The sequence below is a fragment of the Fibrobacter sp. UWEL genome, assembly GCF_900142535.1.
In the GTDB taxonomy this organism is placed as follows: domain Bacteria; phylum Fibrobacterota; class Fibrobacteria; order Fibrobacterales; family Fibrobacteraceae; genus Fibrobacter.
This window is the reverse complement of sequence record NZ_FRBE01000001.1, coordinates 184,463-201,354: the sequence shown is the minus strand read 5'-3', so window position 1 is coordinate 201,354 and position 16,892 is coordinate 184,463. Positions and strand designations below refer to the sequence as shown.

The window sequence follows — 16,892 nt, the reverse complement described above, 5'->3', positions numbered from 1 at the left end:
CCAATATAGTTATTTCACGCAACGGACGGAAAAACCAAAGTCCTTAGGCTTGCTAGTATAGCTGAAGGCCATGGACTTGTTGGTCAGATACCACACGCGAGCATTCCCCGCCCCGATTCCTTCCAGCTTATCGTCGGAGGTCCAGAAGAAGGCGAATTTTTCCAGGTTACCGTAAGTACCATCGTCAAAGCGGTTGCCTGCGGCCATGGCGCTGAACTTTAGCGTATCGTTGCCATTGGTATTGCCTTTCCAGCCGTAAGTCGTCTTGACTAAATAACCGGCGTTGAAGTCCGCACCGGCAGCAGTCCAGAGTGATTCAAAATCGTCGTGAGAGGGCAGGTGGAAACCTGCGGGGCACGCAACCTGGGCGGCATCCCAAGTGTACAGCCTGCCATAGGCTTCGCAATTGTTGTCATCATCTTTCAAGCAGAAACTACCTTCGGAGTTATAGTTCAGATTGTCACCAAGCCAGGTCTTTCCTGCGATTTTAACGGTTCTATAAACCTGCTTGTCGCGCGGATCCTTCACCTCGTTTTTCTTGGCCGCCTTGGAAGCACCGAACGAAAGAACCGGAAGCATCAAAAAAAGAACTAATATACAGCATAAAGACTTCATTCCCATGGGCTACAATATAATTATTGCGGCGCCACAATTTCTCGCACTATGCTATATTAGTGCAGTATAAAACCAATAGGAACTACTGAGTGCGCAGACAAGACAACCAGCGAAATCGTGGAAACGCCCTGGAATTCAACCGTGGGCTCGACAGTGAGCACGCCGACGAATTTACCGAATCCGAGAAGCCCCGCAAATCCCGTGGGGAAAGAGGCCTGAAGGAAAATAAGGTGGAAAAGGAACGTTGCATCCTGATCGGAATCGCAACTCCCAAGGTTCGCCCCTGGCTTGCCACAGAACAGCTGGCGGAACTAGGCCGACTTGCAGAAACCGCCGGTGCAGAAGTCGTCCAGAGTTTTTTGCAGCGCGTCCAGCAGTTCAACGCAGCAACGCTGATTGGTGAAGGCAAGGTGAACCAGGTCAAGATTGCCCTGGAAGAAAACGATGCCAAGATGGTGGTGTTTGACGATGACCTTTCTGGTTCCCAGGTGCGTAACTTGGAAGCACGACTTCCCGGAATAAAAGTTTTGGACCGTACCGGTCTTATTCTGGATATCTTTGCAAAGCATGCAGTTACTGCCGAAAGCCGCCTTATGGTGGAAGTGGCACAGTTGCAGTACATGATGCCCCGCCTAACAGGTGCGTGGACTCACCTTTGCCGCCAGCACAACGGCGGTATCGGAACGAAAGGTCCTGGTGAAACCCAGCTGGAAACGGACCGCCGACTGATTCGTAAAAGAATTCAGGAACTGAAGAAGAAGCTGGAAAAAATTGAAGACGCCCGAGAAAGCCAGGCAGAGAATCGCAGTGACATTTTCCATGTGGGTATCGTCGGCTACACCAACGCAGGTAAGTCCACTCTTACCAACCGTATGACAGGCGCAGATGTCTATGTGGAAGACAAGCTGTTTGCCACTTTGGACAGTACCACACGCAAGCTGTTCCTGGATGGAGAAAGCATCATTTTGTCCGACACCGTGGGATTTATCCGCAAGCTGCCTCACAATTTAATCGAAACCTTCAAGAGCACCCTTGGGGTAGCCGCCCACGCCGACTGTATCCTTGAGGTGGTAGACGGTAGCGCACCCGACTACAGGGAACATCTGGAAGTGACCCACAAGACGCTGGAAGGGATCATCAGTCCGGAAACGCCTAGACTCCGCGTATTCAACAAGGTGGAAGTCTGCGATGAAGAACGTCGAAAGGAACTGTCGGAAAATTATCCCGAAGCCATTCAGGTCAGTGCCCGAGAGAATATTGGCATGGAACGTCTGAGAGAAGCGTTCAAGGAACAGCTGGCCACCTGGCACAAGAAGCGCGAGGCCCAGGCCGCGCAAATCAAGGAGGTGGTTGAATCGCCCTGGCCCGCCCATCCGGCAGAAAGCGTTTCCGACAAGAGTTTTAACAGCAAGCGTGACGAAGACTGGCGCGAACCAGGAATTTACGATGAATAGCTAGATCCCCGGTCAAGCCGGGGATGACATTGAATATGAATAAAGAAGAATTGAAAGAAAAATATGGCAAGAAGCGCGTGCCTCACCAGTGGCGCGGTACAGATTTCATCTCCGCACAGATTTGTACCTTCTTTGGCTCCGGCATGAGTCCCAAGGCTCCCGGCACCATGGGAAGCCTGGCTGCAGCCATCGTCGCCTACCCTATGGCATTGCTGTTTAGCAAGTGCCCCTGCTTGGACATTTCCATTCCCCTCGGGAACCTGACCATCAATTTCGCTTTTCTCGCAGCCGCCCTCATCGTCTTTTTTGCTGCAATACCTTTCGTAAAGAAAGCAATGAACGACACCCAGACGGAAGATCCGGGCTGGATTGTCATTGACGAAGTGTGCGGAATCTTTATGACATTTGCCTTTGTCAGCAGTTCCGCCCTTCTGGCAGCCCCCTGGCTGTTGGCAATTGGATTTGGACTATTCCGCTTCTTTGACATTCTGAAGCCTCTGGGCATCCACAAGTTCGAAGCTTTCCCCGGCGCTTGGGGCGTGATGGCTGATGACCTGTTAGGCGGCGTCTACGCAGGTATTCTCATGGGCGTCATTGCCGCTATTACGTTTTAATCACTCAGCTTCTAGCGGATAATCAAACTGTATGGCCCTATGGGTCGCAATCTTATCGAACTTGATTTCGTAATAGAAATTCTCGGCGTCGATGCCAACGATGGTACCGGCGCCCATAATTTTATGGACCACACGGTCCCCCTCGGCAAACTTCGCCACGGGAGCCTTCTTGCCGGAAACTCCGTCTACTCCGGAATCATCTAGATTCAGGCCCTCTCCCAGCTCGCGATTGCGATCCACTTCCGCAATATGCTGCTTGGCAGCCCGATACCATTCGTCGCTAAATCCCTGGACAATATCCAGATCATCCATGTTCATTTCCAGCAGGAATCGGGATGGATAACGGCATTGCACGTCACCGCCGGCGCTATCCTCGGAATCGCTCATGCAGAGAACATTTTCCGCACGGGTCAAGGCCACGTAAGCTAGCCTGCGTTCCTCTTCCAGCTGGACCTTGTTCTTCACACGCTTCACCGGGAAACAGCCCTCGTTCAGGCCGCACACAAATACGTAGGGGAATTCCAGACCCTTGGCGTTATGGATGGTCATGAGCTGAATCTTATTCTTGCGATCTAAGGTTAGTGAGCCCGCCGAACCACCGTTCCCTTCGGCAAGCTCAGGGACCTGAGAATCCACATCCGCGTTAGTGAACAGCACGATATTTTGCAGGTACTCATCCAGAGTAGCGTCTTCCTCGAAGTTCTTCTCGAATTCCATGACGCCCTGCTTTAATTCTGCCAGATTGCTGAGGCGATCATCGTCCCCATCCAGGCGGAGCATTTCCTCGTAGCCCGATTCACGAAGCATCTTGGTCAAGACATCGCTTACAGCCATATCCTTATAGGCGCTACGGTACTTTTCAATCAGCTGGACAAACTCCCCGACTTTCGTACGGGACATAAAGGCGGAACAATCCAGATCAGGCTTGACCGTTTCGTTTTCTACCGCGGCATCTTCGGCGGCAGCAGCCACATAAATTTCTAATAGGGCGTCGTAGAGATTAAGCCCGCGACTGGCAGCATAATTCTGGAGGATAGCCTGCTTCTTGGGGCCAAACATACGCTTGGGCGTATTTACCACACGCATAAAGCTTAAGTCATCGCCATACACCAATATACGCAGGTAGCAAAGCACATCCTTCACTTCCTGACGCTGATAGAAGCCAATCCCGCTATAAACCTTATAGGGAATCTCCTTACTCATCAAGGCTTCTTCCACGGAACGAGACTGGGAATGCATGCGGTACAAAACCGCAATGTCTTTGTAATCCACCCCATTTTCCACCGCCTGCTGGATGCGTTCAACGATCCATTCAGCCTCTTTGCGAGTATTCTTGGCGTGATAGAAAACAGGAGTCTTGCCGCCCGAGCGCATGGGGCGCAGCACCTTTTCAATACGGAACTCGTTATTCTTGATGACGGAATCAGGAACTTTCAAAATGCTGGGCGTAGAACGGTAGTTGTTCTGCAAGAGAATGGTCTTGCAACCCTCATGATGGCGGTCAAAATCCAGGATACGATTCACATCGGCACCACGCCAAGTATAAATGGTCTGGTCCGGATCCCCCACCACAAATAGATTCTTATGGTAGCTGCTTAACAGTTCCGCCAATTGATACTGCTGACCGTCAATATCCTGAAATTCATCCACCATGATATACATCATGCGTTTGGACCACTTCTCCAGCTTTTCCGGGAAACGCTTCAAGATATAAAGCGTCACTAAAATCAGGTCATCAAAATCCAGGGCAAAGTTTTTGCGCTGTTCGTAAAGATAGCGGTAATAAACCTTATGCCACTTGTCGGGCGCAGACTCAATCAGTTCCAGCAAGTCCTCCCCGTTCTTTTCCGCAAAGAGGGAAACGTAATCCGTCTCGTTGGCCTTGCGACCGCCAATAAAATCCATGACGCTACTGATCTTCAGGTCATTTAGATGCAGGCCCAGCTCGGCGTAGGACTTTTTCAGCAAAGCCTTCTGGTCATCTTCATCCAGGATCATGAATTCCTTGGGATAATTCAGGACATGAATATCCTCTCGCAGGAACTGAACGCAAAAGCCATGGAAAGTAGAAATGTAGCCGGAATCGTCACCCTTCAGCATAGTGCGGATACGGCTCTTCATTTCGCCCGCAGCCTTGTTGGTAAAGGTGACGCAGAGAATGTTGGATGGAGAAATTCCCAGCTCCTTGGCCAGGTAGAGGTAGCGCTGAGTCAAGGTACGAGTCTTTCCGGACCCCGCACCTGCAATCACACGAACAAAACCTTCGGTATTTTCTACAGCTTCCCGCTGTTCTGCATCCAACTTATTCATACTGCACAAAAATACACTTTTGTGCAGTATATGTCAAGGATTATTTAATGTCCTTCCCTCTACGTACGCCAATAATCGTGTCATCGGATTGGCGCAAGATAGTCTTTCCGTTCATCACTATTTTCAGTTCTAGTCGGGAGATATAGGCCCCTGTTCCCACAAGACGACCATCATCCGAACGCATGTTCCAAGCCAGGAACAGCCTGCCTTTGTTTTCCAAGCAGCCACGCTCTCCATACACAGAGGGATCGGAACACTTAATGCGGCCAGAAGTACCACCCACATAGTTACCAAGTTGGGTATAGTAATAAGTATGATAGACAAGAAAAACAGCATCGTCGGAAACCAAGGATTTAGAACCATTTCGGTATGACTCAATATTGAATTCATCTACCTCACCATTCTTAATGGCATTTACCAGAATCTGGTTCACACCTGCAGCAGCCAAATCCTTATCCAGGGCACCTGATCTCACCTGTTCAAAAATATCGGACTGGGTCACGGTGGAAATATTGCTCACTGTAATGACGGTATCCGTATTGGCGTCAATATTATTCTGAACCAGTCTAGAAATTATTTCCTGTTCCTCTGCAGGAATCATGGTTGAGTAATTCAATTCCGTAATGGATCCATCCATAATGGCCGTCACAGTAGCAGTACTGAAATTAAAGTTTTCCCCTACCACGCCGGTGCGAATATCAGAGAAAACCATTACCAAGGCCTCATCGGCGCTAATGGAAGTGATGGCGGTGTCATAAGTTGTAGTACTACCCAGTCTAGATTCAACAAAGGCGTCAAAAGCATTTACCGCATTCTGCGACTCTTCCATCATGATCTTTGCCATATCGAAATCCACCAGGCTCCCCTGAACACCCAAGGAGTCGCCAATTTGCTGAACGGTCTGACCATTATCTGCCACCAGGAAAGGCTGAGTAATCCGTTCGTTCTCAATAATTCCATAAGGGTCCTCGCCCACTGTAATCACACTAGGATTCTGATTTTTCAATTCCTGATCACCTGTGACTACAGCCCACGGGTTATTGGCATGGGGGCCATTTCCAACCAAGTCACGAACGTAATTCAATCCTAGAGCAAAACGAACTCGATCTCCACTAGTAGGCAGCACCATATCATCTGTTACAGAGCTATAAACCAGCACCATCTTACTTCCAAACCCAGTCTGAGCAGCAGGGGCTTCCGGTGTTTCGTTCACGCCCCCGCGCGTGCAAATAAATTCAAGAAGCGTAGCTATATTCTGTCGAGATTCTTCGGAAATAACTTCACTAAAGGTGAGGGAAAGGTATCGATTGCCATCATCCCCCTTGGTCTTTACAGCACTCAAGATAATCGGCCCCGCACCATCAGCAATAGGTTCATCTTCCTTATAGAAATGGCTCTTACTCCCGTTATCGGAATAGGTAAACCAGCTATTCAAGGAACCCGTATATAAGCCAGAAGAACCTCCCGTAAACTGACGGCTGCCAAATCCACAATTTTTCTCATTAGCACACATCGTAGGATTTACATCTTCTGCCAAAGCAATCAATTCCATTCCGTTCACGATTTTGAACTTTGTGGTGGTCATGAAGGATTCACCAAATGTAAACTGGATAGAATCTAAAACGGTTTTGCTATTGATAGCTCGGTCAAATTGAACATGAAGACTATCCACACGTCCATCTCCATTGCGATCATGCACAATAGCCTTCACTACCTGAGGTATAGGCGGTTCCGGGAAATTCAAGTTCTTCCAGACAGAGTTGCCTGCAGCAGCGCCCTTCGCCGTTAAAGTCACACCAGCAACAGGAGCATTAGCATGGACGTAGAAGGTGGCTCGACCATTGGAATCCAGATTGACGTAAGTGATTTTCTTTCCATCTTCAGCATCCAGAATATCAATGTTGGGATCAGAGAATGCCAGGTTGATTTTCCTGTTATAATTATTCACCGTAGCCCACTCTTCCAGGAAAGTTACGTTCACCTTATAGGTGGCATAAGCCCAGTCGCCAATTTGCAGCGTATCGCCAGAAACTTCCTTTCCGAGAACATTCCATTCTTCGCTTGCAAAAGCCACCGTAGGAATGTCATAGATAGGAACTACAATTTCAATTCGAGTAGACTGGCTAGGATCAGATTTCAGGGAAACTTCCAGGAAATAATGTCCCGGGACAAGAGCTCCAGCCGCCTTGATGGCCTCCACGTTAATACTAAACGTTGAGTCACTGGAAATCACGAGGCCACCATCGAAGTAAGAGCCCGGTTCAAACACAATGGGATTTACCAGATTTCCACCGGTCAATCTATAGTTGGATGCACCACCCGTAATGACAGTATCCTGGTTGCTTACATCGTTTCCACAGGCAAACTTGTTACGCTTATTAATCTGCCACACGTCATAGACAACCTCATCCCCTCTCTCTTCAGAGGTCACGAAAATGGAAGCATCCACCTGCAGATCGATAGACGTACGCATCTTGAAATTTGAAGATCCGGTATGGCGTTCCACGTAGAAAATGTGGAAATTGTATAGCTGTCCCGGGACCAGCTTTTCAGCGGGATTATTCTGTCCGATGGTGTCCAGATCTACGGCACCTGGAATCTGACCATGCTGACCGCCAATATCCACCACCAACTTGTTATTGATGAAAACCCACACGTCGTCATCACCCAGGAAATCAAAGTACTGTCCAGGCACATATTCGAAAGTAGCCTGAATCTTCATGGTAAATCCAAAATTATGCTTTCTTCCATCAGAGCCTCTCACCTGTTCAAAGTAAGGATTAGCAACGGTTCCTTCCGCGTCCAGGAACTTAAAATCATCCAGAAGGAACATACCGCCCTTATTGAACTCATTTCCTTCGGAAATATTATCCTTGGATACTTCCGCCAGCCAAAAACCTTCATCATCCATAGAGATGTAAAGGTCGCGGCAAGTCATATTGGTGAGAGTATTGCCATTTGCATCTACCGCCAGAGATTCCGGAAGAAACCATTCATTCAAGTGATTAGTATTCTTGCAATTTGTAGGGAACGGATCAGCCATTACCGGTACACCGTTTGCGCCCAATTCACGTTCCACCATACCACCCATGTATTTGTAGACGGAATCGCCATACACTCTGGAAGCGGTAAAATTAGAACCAGCTCTATCGCCACTATTGCACCCACCGGAACCAAAGTCCGCGCTGATTCCATTGGCAGGATCGCCATTCTTGCCAGCGCCATTGCCATCACCCTTGTCTCCGTGGAGCCAGTCGAACATGGTTACCGGGAATTTTTTCAGAGGGCAATCCCCCAAAACCCCAGGGAACTGGGAAAATTGGGAAGGAGCGCCGGTCTTATACCCCTGTACCCAGACAGTATCCGTCAGAGCGGCTACAGAATCCAGGACAATTTCAGTAGCAATGGTCGGCTCATCCAAAGTCATACCTTCGGAACCCACATAATTTCTACCGACGGTCTGCTTGAAATACACCTTTAGGCCATTAGCGGGGACAGTCACATCCGCCTTGAACCATCCACAGTAATTTTTGAGGGAAGTCATGGTAGCAACAGAGTCGCCATCCACAAACAAAACCGCATTTGTGTTGCTCCATGGAGTATAAAACGCGATGGTTTTTGACGTTTCAGAAGAAGTTTCCGCACCCGTTGCCAAGCCAAAAGCGGCAACAACCCAAAAAGCGAGCATGCCCAAAGCACGCCCTAAAGTAGGTCTACCCATAAATCACAATCCCTTACTCATTTATCGTGAGTAATGAGAAAATACATTATTTATTTTGAGAACAGCCTACTTTTAGAAATATTTACTTTCATTAGCAAATTGCTAATGGGTTTCTCAAAAAACAAATCAAATAAAATGAGAACATTTTTCGCATTATTTTATAAAAAATGCCTAAATACAAACGAATTTCCGCAAAAAGTCAATTTGTAACTATCTTTTATTTCAAGAAGGATTAAATAAAGGTGTGTTCGTAATGTTTAAGAAATTGCTTACATTGTCTCTCCTACCTGCCGCACTCTTTGCAGGCGAAGCCGACGAAAGTACCAAGAGTCATCTTGACTTGTCCCTAACCACCATCGCCGCCATCTACACCGATGTAGATTATGAAGCTGGAGATGATCACTTTGCAGGACTGAACGGACCTTTTAGCGGAGCAAAGGCAGTTACCCGTTTCAACGCCACCTACACCTTGCCCACCCCCCTAGGGGAACACTGGCTCCTGAAAGGCGCCAATGTGAAATTCAATGGAATCTTTGAACTGTCCCCCCTGACAATCCGCCCCCTGGTCGGCCTGGACTTTACACCCGTACCCTTCCTGGTATTTTCCGCAGGCGGCTCCATCGGCACCGGCTGGAATCCACTGGGATTTGACGGAATGAGCGTCTATAGTCTGAAGAAACAGGAATACAAGAGCTTGACTCCCTTCGGAAACTACTACTACGACTACTGGGCAAAGGCCACATTCCAGTTCGATACGGGCGCCCTGATCGAAGGAGACTGGAGCCATGTGGTAATGCAGGCTTCCTACAAGTGGATTTACGAAGGCATTACCGGCGTGGATGACGGAGACCTATGGTCCTGGCAGGTCTTCCCCGGTGAAGCAAACGGTTGGCAGTACGATGTGACGGCGGTCCTAGGCTACCAGATGCCCATCGCCCTCCAGATGGTGGGGTTCATGGCAGAATTCTACGGACACTACGATCCGGCAGACTACAAGAAAGTCTACCAGGGCTTTGACGGCGACTTTATGTGGATTGACCTGAGCCTCCTGATGAACTTCAAGCTGAACGCCAAGAACGAACTCATGACCCTCATTACCTTCGAAGGGGGACGCAGCTTTGCAACGGATCACGAAAATGCCGACGAAGAACCGCTGCTGAAGAAAACCGGACGGGAATGGTCCTTCTACCGCATTGCTTTCAGCTGGGACCACAAGTTCTAAACCAGGTCCGCAGGTTCTCTAGTCTAGTTTTTTAGACAACGCACCGAATACATGTTGGTGCTAATGTCAAAGTCACGGGAAAAATCGCCGGGAGGGGCCAGATGCCAACCGTAGGCGTCTCCGTCCTCTTCAGTGGCACTCCAGAAATGGGCGGATACGCCAAGTTCCAGGAATTCATCCGTAGCCTTTCCCGCGGGAACCACATCAAAGCCGTAGCGGTCTGAGCCATCCCACTTGTCTCGGGATTTCAGGCTCATCCAGGCGGCTTCCTTACCGTCACTATCCTCGATGAATGTCTTGAACCAGGTCCATTCCTCATTCTCGGGAAGATGCCAACCAGCAGGACAGGCCTTCTTGGCGGCTTCAAATGTATAGAGACGACCATACTTCTGGCAGTTGGCGTCCTTACTGTCGTAACATTCGCTACCGCTCTTGGTCTTATAGCTCAAGTTTTCCGCAAACCAGGTCTTGGAACCGATTACTACGGTCCTATAAGTCTTGTTGTCTCGGGAGTCAAAAAAGGTTCCCGTCTGAGGCAATGCCCAGAGGTTTGTTGCAAGAATTGAAAAGCCTAAAACAAAACGTGTAAACTTCATACTGAAACCGTAAAGTCGTTGCGTATCAAAAAGATACAAATTTATTTCACCCCACGAAAAAGTACCAAAAAATTCAATAGAGGGGTGCAAAAATCCCATAATCTAACTAAATTACACATCGGAATTCACAATAACTATCAAGGAGATAGAGATGAACAAGATGAAGCTCTCCGCAATCGTCCTCGGCATCGCTGCCGCTGGCGCATTTGCTCAGGCCCCCGCTGCAGCTCCCGCCGCAGCCCCCGCAAAACCCGCTGCTGAAGTTAAGGCTGACTCCGTAAAGGCTGCAGACGAAGCTAAGGCTGCTGAAGCTAAGAAGGCTGAAGAAGAAAAGGCTGCTGCTGAAGCCAAGAAGGCTGAAGAAGAAAAGGCTGCCGCTGAAGCTAAGAAGGCTGAAGAAGAAAAGGCTGCTGCTGAAGCCAAGAAGGCTGAAGAAGAAAAGGCTGCTGCTGAAGCTAAGAAGGCTGAAGAAGAAAAGGCCGCTGCTGAAGCTAAGAAGGCTGAAGAAGAAAAGGCTGCCGCTGAAGCTGCTCCCGCTGCTGAAGACACCAATCCTTCCGAAGTTGCAAACGCAGCTGGCAATGCAATGGACGCTCTGAAGGCTTCCATGAACGAAGGTACTTCCAAGGCTAACATGGAAGTCAAGTTCTCCGGTATGGTCGAAGTTGACGCATACACCAACGACCTGTTTGCTGATGGCGACCTCAAGCACGAATACTTCACCGACGTTGAATTGTACACCGACGTGAAGTTCAACGACAAGTGGTCTGCACGTTTGGTTCTCGAAGGCGAAACCAACACCGAAAATGCAGGCATCGGTTACAACTCTGCATTCATCAAGTACCAGCCCGCTGACTTCTTCTTCGTGAAGATGGGCGACTTCTCCTTCGGTGAAGGCGGCTTCCAGGCTTACTACAACTACACCAAGACCTACCAGCAGGCTGCTGGCATGATCGACCACGACGTTCGCGGTATTCAGGTTGGCCTCGCTGGTCTGGAACTGGGCATCGGTTTCGGTCGTAACTCCAACGACCTCCGTGTTTCCGCAGATGACGACGCTAACTACAACTTCCATGCCGCATACGAATTCAACTATGCTGGTCAGCACCTCCGTCCGTACTTCGACTACAAGTCCTACCAGGAAGCTGAACACAACGAACTCCATGCTGGTATCGACGCAGGCCTGAACCTCGGTGGCTTCAGCTTCCGCGCTGTTTACGGCTTCCATGCTGACTACCTGGCAGACGGCGGCAACGTCGACATGACTTCTGTCGCTCACGCTATCTTGGTTGAACCCAGCTTCGAAGTTTCCATCTTCCAGATCAAGACTTCCTTCTTCTATGCCTTCCTCTCTGACGACGATCTGAACCGTAACGAAATCGCTAACGACGTTCCGGAATACATGTTCGCATACGCAGAACCGGCATTCAAGTTTGCTGAATTCATCAAGATCGGTATCCCCGTTGAATTCCACACCAACACTCTCGATGACGACGCAGACATCTCCACCCTCGACTGCGGTGCACGCGTTTACATCGACCCCGTCGAAAACGTTTCCATCATGGCAACCGGTATGTTTGACATCCCCGTTGGCGACAACAACGACGACGAAGATGTTGGCTTCAAGATGGGTGTTGAAACCGTCTTTAATTTCTAATGAAGACCGCTCGCGCAGTACGTAAGGCTTAAAACCTACGATTTGCGCTCGCTCTCAAAAAGGTCCGGCCCTATGGGCTGGACTTTTTTGCATCCCGAGCCATCCCTACGCCAGCGAAAAGCCCCACAGCCTATTAAGACGTGGGACGTACTAGGGGGATTTGGTGGTAGAATCGGAGCGAGTCCGCAAGCGTAGCGAAGCGGGTGAACGAAGTGAGCCGAGCGGAGAGGCTACTACCAAAGCCCCCTATCCCGAGTTTTCCCCACGTTCTAAAACTTAATAGGATACATCAAGAACCACTTGACGTCGGGATATACTTGTACGGTAGGAGCGGGCAACTTGAAGTAATTGAGGGTCTTCACCAGGAATCGAGCCCAACGGCTCTGAGGTCTTAAAGCTTCCAAATCGTAATCCAGGGCAATATAAACCTCTCTATGAGGCGTTCCCTCATAATGCTTGATGAACACACCCTCATCAATACTGATACCAGCAGCAATGGCAAGCCAGCTAGGATAATACCTACGGGCAGCAGCCGGCAGCAAGCGATACGGCTTGAAACTAGCCCAATAAGTCTGGTTCACATAGTCATCCGTAAAGATACCATCAGAAGCCTGATGATTCTGTCGGTAATAAACCTTCGTGTTAATCCAGTAACTCCACTTAAGATCCACGTACTTGAACAAGGGCACATAACGTTCCGCCATGGGCAAGAAACCGCCAATAGAACCAGAAAGCACATCAAAAATGCTAAAGCCCCAACTAGGAGCAAACCCATCCTTCACATCCACAGCAATATGAGTAGACATAGCGGAAAGGCCGGCAAACAAATAGGAGTAGAATTCAGAAACACCCGACCAGCGATAACCTTCGTAGAACAATTCGCCCAACACAACGCCAGATGCAAAATGACCGAGTTTATCCAAGTTCAGGGCATAATCGAAATCATTTTCAAAATGGAAATCGCTGCCATTTTCTCCCCACCAGCCCTTGTCAAAGACAAACCAGTAGGCAGCACCATAAGCAATAAGAGTGGTAGAAGCCACCCCAGTAAGCTTCAGGGGGTTCAACGTCCTTACGGAATCCTCAGGATCTTCACTGCGGTAATCCCAAGTGGAATCACGCCAAGTCAGAGGGCCAAGAAAATTATTCGCCTGTGCGGTTCCAAAAAATACCAGACCGCCAATCAAAATGTTTCTAATCCAATTTTTCACGGGGCAAAAAATAAAAAAAAGCCATCCCGGGCACAACCCCAAGATGGCAAGAAGATTATATCAAGTGCTAACGCGAACTTTCCGTGAACAAAAATACCCGCTTTTAAAGCGGGCGTTTTTGTGAGAGCGAGGCTCAAACACATGTACTCATGTGAAGTTAAGCCGAGCGGTCTTATTAGTCGCGAGCCAGGAGCACAACGCTGTTGTGACCACCGAAGCCGAAGCCATCGGACATAGCATACTTGAAGCTATGAGCAGTGTTCTTGTTGGCGCAAACGTCGAAGTGGATGCGTTCGTCCTGATTGAACACGTTGGTGGTAGCGTGGATCATCTGGTTCTGGAGGGACTTGATGGTGATGATTGCTTCGAGAGCACCAGCAGCACCAAGAGCATGACCGATCATGCACTTAGAGGAGTTGATCTTGAGGGTATCACGGAGACCGAAGACCTTTTCAAGAGCGGAGCATTCAGCAACGTCGCCAAGGGGAGTGGAAGTACCGTGGGTGTTGACGTAGCCAACGTCGGAAGCAGCGATCTTAGCATCACGGAGAGCCATTTCGATAGCCATGCGAACGCCTTCGCCATCTTCGCGGGGAGCGGACATGTGGTGAGCATCTGCGCTCATGCCAACGCCAGCAACGCGAGCGAGGATCTTTGCGCCACGCTTCTGAGCGTGAGAAAGGCTTTCGAGAACGAGAACACCAGCACCTTCACCAATCACGAAACCGTCACGATCAACATCGAAGGGGCGGGAAGCGGTAGTAGGATCGTCGTTACGCTTGGAAAGAGCCTTCATGGAGCAGAAACCAGCAACAGCAACTTCGTTAACGGTTTCGTCAGCACCACCGGCCAGCATGATATCTGCACGGCCAAGACGGATGGCGTCGTATGCAGCGGCAATGGCGTGGTTGGAAGTAGCGCAAGCGGAGGTCACTGCGAAGCAGGGGCCCATCCAGCCGATACGGTTGGAAACTTCACCAGCAGGCATATTAGTAATTGCCATAGGGATGAAGAACGGAGACACACGGCTAGGACCGCGAGTTGCATAGGCAACGCAAGTGTCGGTATAGATTTTCATACCACCGATACCGGAACCGATAATCACACCGGCGCGGCTCGGATCTTCAGCAGCAGGGTCAACACCAGCATTAGCAAGAGCCTTGTATGCGGAATAAACGGCATACTGGATGCTGCGAGAATAGCGAGACTGGTCGCGAGCAGAGAAGTATTCGTCTGCAACGAATTCGTTGACGCTGGCAGAGAACTTGGTGGTGAAATTGGTAACATCAAAGCGAGTAATCGGAGTGATGCCGGACTTACCAGCCAGGAGGTTGTCCCAGAGAAGGTCGGGAGTGTTGCCAAGGGCAGAAACGCAGCCCATACCAGTGATTACAACTTCTTCCATAATTTCTTAACCCAAATGTTGAGATTATTAGTTTGTTTTAGCTACGCCAAATATAGCAAACAAAGAACTTACATTAAAGTGTTTTAATGTATACAAAATGTAAGTTTTTGATAAAAGGGCTAAAAAGGCTGACGAACGGCATGGGAAATCAGTCTTTTTCATCAAAAAAGCTAAATTTGCCGCACTATGGTAAGATGGAAAAGTTCCCCCAATCTCGTCTGGATAGACCTTGAAATGTCAGGTCTCAACCCCGACAAGGATGTAATCCTTGAAGTGGCCACCATCGTGACCGACCCAAATCTCAAGGTGATTACCGAGGGACCGGTTCTTGCCGTACATCAGCCCGAAAATGTTTTTGAAGGCATGGACGACTGGAACAAGCGACATCACACCCAAAGTGGTCTGGTGGATCGCTGCCGCAAGTCGAAACTGACCGTCGCTGACTGCGAGAAGATGGTTCTGGACCTGATCAAGCCTTACACAGAAAAAGGCGGCAACCTGCTTTGCGGGAACTCCATTACCCAGGACAGACGCTTTATCTATAAGTACATGCCCAAACTTTCCGAATGGCTGAACTATCGAAATATCGACGTAAGCTCCATCAAGGAACTGACTTTCCGCTGGTATCCGAACCTGCCCGAATTCCAGAAAATGGAACGCCACCAGGCACTGGATGATATCCGCGAAAGCATTGCAGAACTGGAATACTACCGCAAGACAATCTTCAAAGAACGTATTTAAATGTCCCTCAAGCCCTATATCGAACCCAAAAAGCAGATTTCCCATGCGGCCCGCATGCGTAACCGCGCCATTGCCATCTTTGTATTTGTACTCCTTTGCGTAGGTATCGGTTCCTGCCTTTCCAAGGGCAAGGAATCAAACGAAATGGATGAGACCGTCAAGGCTCAAGAGCAAGCGATGGCCGAGGAAGAAAGAGAAGACACCTCCTCGGTTTCAACAGTTGCAAATGCTGAAGACGCCACCCAAAACATTTCCCAGGCAGCACAACAGGACGCCACGGCACCTGTCCCCGCAGAACAGGAAAAGCCAGTAACTATTGACTACACTCACATCAAGAGTCAGAAGAATCCCTTCCTGGCAGAAAAAATCGACAATATGCTCAGGTCCTTCAAGCCCCAGCATGCCATGATCCTGGTGGTGGACGCCAAGAGTAACGAAATCATCGCCTGGGGCGAGCAGAAAGATGGCCAGGTCCAGAATAAGCCGGACTATCTCATCCGCAACACCTTCCCTGCCGCCTCCCTCGCAAAGACTGTGACCATCGCAGCGGCCATGGAAAGTAACCGTTATTCTCTAAACACCCCCATCCCGCTGATTGGTCGTGCCCATCACTTGTACAAGAACCAGCTTCGCGTTCCGGAAAATTACAAGGGTCCCACCGCAGAACTTCAGGATGCCTATGCCCATTCCTACAATCCCCCTCTGGGTATTATCGGTCTGAATGTGGGCGCAAGTCGACTGAAGGCAGCCGCCAAGAACCTGGGTTACAACATGACCTATCCGGGAAGTATTCCCAACAAGTCCAACTACGCACCTCCCGATACAGGCTATGGCCTGGCGGAAGTGGCATGCGGTTTTACAGACGCCACCACATTGTCTCCCCTGCAGGCAGCCGCACAGGTCCGCGCCATCCTCATGAAGAAGCCGCTGGAAATTCCTTGGGCTACCAACCTGGATGGATTCGCCCCCAAGAGCCGTCTGGCACTGGACGTAGGCAAGTTTAGCGAGAACACTTATTACGGTCTTCGTCAGGCCATGATCCGTTCCATCACGCACGGAACCGCCCGCAAGAATATTTCCACCAGGCATATGGCCCGCAAGAACTATAACGCCCTGACCATCGGCGGCAAGACCGGATCTCTGGACGGCAAGGATCCCTACGGACGTTACGACTGGTTCATGGGATTCGCCCAGTCCAAGGATGACCCCAACAAGGCAATCATCCTGGTGGTCATGCAAGTTTACGATCCTCAGGGAATCCGTCCCCAGCCCACCACTCAGGTTTCCGCAATGGTGATCAATTACTGGGCGCACCAGGCCCTCTGGGGAAATGAAAAAAAGTAATT

At 49.5% G+C, this 16,892-nt stretch carries 12 protein-coding genes; 6 read left to right on the top strand and 6 right to left on the bottom strand.

Annotated elements, in window-relative coordinates; translation table 11 throughout:
- Positions 1-9: 9 nt before the first annotated feature.
- Positions 10-579, bottom strand: a complete 570-nt coding sequence (locus BUB59_RS00865) for a fibrobacter succinogenes major paralogous domain-containing protein (RefSeq protein ID WP_073224709.1) — start codon at positions 577-579, stop codon at positions 10-12.
- 125 nt (positions 580-704) lie between these two features.
- Between BUB59_RS00865 and hflX the strand changes: the two genes are divergently transcribed.
- Positions 705-2,069, top strand: a complete 1,365-nt coding sequence (hflX, locus tag BUB59_RS00860; protein WP_234979885.1) for a GTPase HflX — start codon at positions 705-707, stop codon at positions 2,067-2,069.
- 35 nt (positions 2,070-2,104) lie between these two features.
- On the top strand, positions 2,105-2,683 hold the full coding sequence (locus BUB59_RS00855; protein ID WP_073224707.1) for a phosphatidylglycerophosphatase A family protein: 579 nt from the start codon (positions 2,105-2,107) through the stop codon (positions 2,681-2,683).
- Here the strand turns inward: BUB59_RS00855 and BUB59_RS00850 are convergent, their stop codons facing one another.
- Positions 2,684-4,993 carry an ATP-dependent helicase gene (locus tag BUB59_RS00850; RefSeq protein WP_073224705.1) on the bottom strand — a complete coding sequence of 770 codons (2,310 nt, stop codon included), beginning with the start codon at positions 4,991-4,993 and terminating at the stop codon, positions 2,684-2,686. It abuts the gene before it with no gap.
- A gap of 40 nt (positions 4,994-5,033) precedes the next feature.
- Entirely contained in the window at positions 5,034-8,681 is a 3,648-nt protein-coding gene (locus BUB59_RS00845; protein ID WP_073224703.1) for a fibro-slime domain-containing protein, read from the bottom strand.
- Between the two features lie 286 nt (positions 8,682-8,967).
- On the opposite strand from BUB59_RS00845, the gene BUB59_RS00840 reads away from it, so the two are divergent.
- Positions 8,968-9,936: a hypothetical protein gene (locus BUB59_RS00840; RefSeq protein WP_073224700.1), complete on the top strand. Its 969-nt coding sequence runs from the start codon at positions 8,968-8,970 to the stop codon at positions 9,934-9,936.
- A gap of 23 nt (positions 9,937-9,959) precedes the next feature.
- Here BUB59_RS00840 and BUB59_RS00835 read toward each other — a convergent pair whose 3' ends face one another.
- The gene (locus BUB59_RS00835; protein WP_159433299.1) at positions 9,960-10,532 is read right to left on the bottom strand and encodes an FISUMP domain-containing protein; all 573 of its coding nucleotides are present in this window, start codon (positions 10,530-10,532) and stop codon (positions 9,960-9,962) included.
- 151 nt (positions 10,533-10,683) lie between these two features.
- On the opposite strand from BUB59_RS00835, the gene BUB59_RS15450 reads away from it, so the two are divergent.
- Entirely contained in the window at positions 10,684-12,189 is a 1,506-nt protein-coding gene (locus BUB59_RS15450) for a hypothetical protein (RefSeq protein WP_083540094.1), read from the top strand.
- 269 nt (positions 12,190-12,458) lie between these two features.
- Here BUB59_RS15450 and BUB59_RS00820 read toward each other — a convergent pair whose 3' ends face one another.
- Together BUB59_RS00820 and fabF are read right to left on the bottom strand one after the other, a co-directional pair.
- On the bottom strand, positions 12,459-13,400 hold the full coding sequence (locus BUB59_RS00820) for a YfiM family protein (RefSeq protein WP_234979884.1): 942 nt from the start codon (positions 13,398-13,400) through the stop codon (positions 12,459-12,461).
- Positions 13,401-13,575: 175 nt separating this feature from the next.
- A complete protein-coding gene (gene fabF, locus BUB59_RS00815) occupies positions 13,576-14,805 on the bottom strand; it encodes a beta-ketoacyl-ACP synthase II (RefSeq protein ID WP_073224694.1) in 1,230 nt (409 codons plus the stop codon).
- Positions 14,806-14,991: 186 nt separating this feature from the next.
- On the opposite strand from fabF, the gene orn reads away from it, so the two are divergent.
- Both orn and BUB59_RS00805 read left to right on the top strand, forming a co-directional pair.
- The gene (gene orn / locus BUB59_RS00810; protein WP_073224691.1) at positions 14,992-15,546 is read left to right on the top strand and encodes an oligoribonuclease; all 555 of its coding nucleotides are present in this window, start codon (positions 14,992-14,994) and stop codon (positions 15,544-15,546) included.
- A complete protein-coding gene (locus tag BUB59_RS00805) occupies positions 15,547-16,890 on the top strand; it encodes a penicillin-binding transpeptidase domain-containing protein (protein WP_073224689.1) in 1,344 nt (447 codons plus the stop codon).
- Positions 16,891-16,892: the final 2 nt, after the last annotated feature.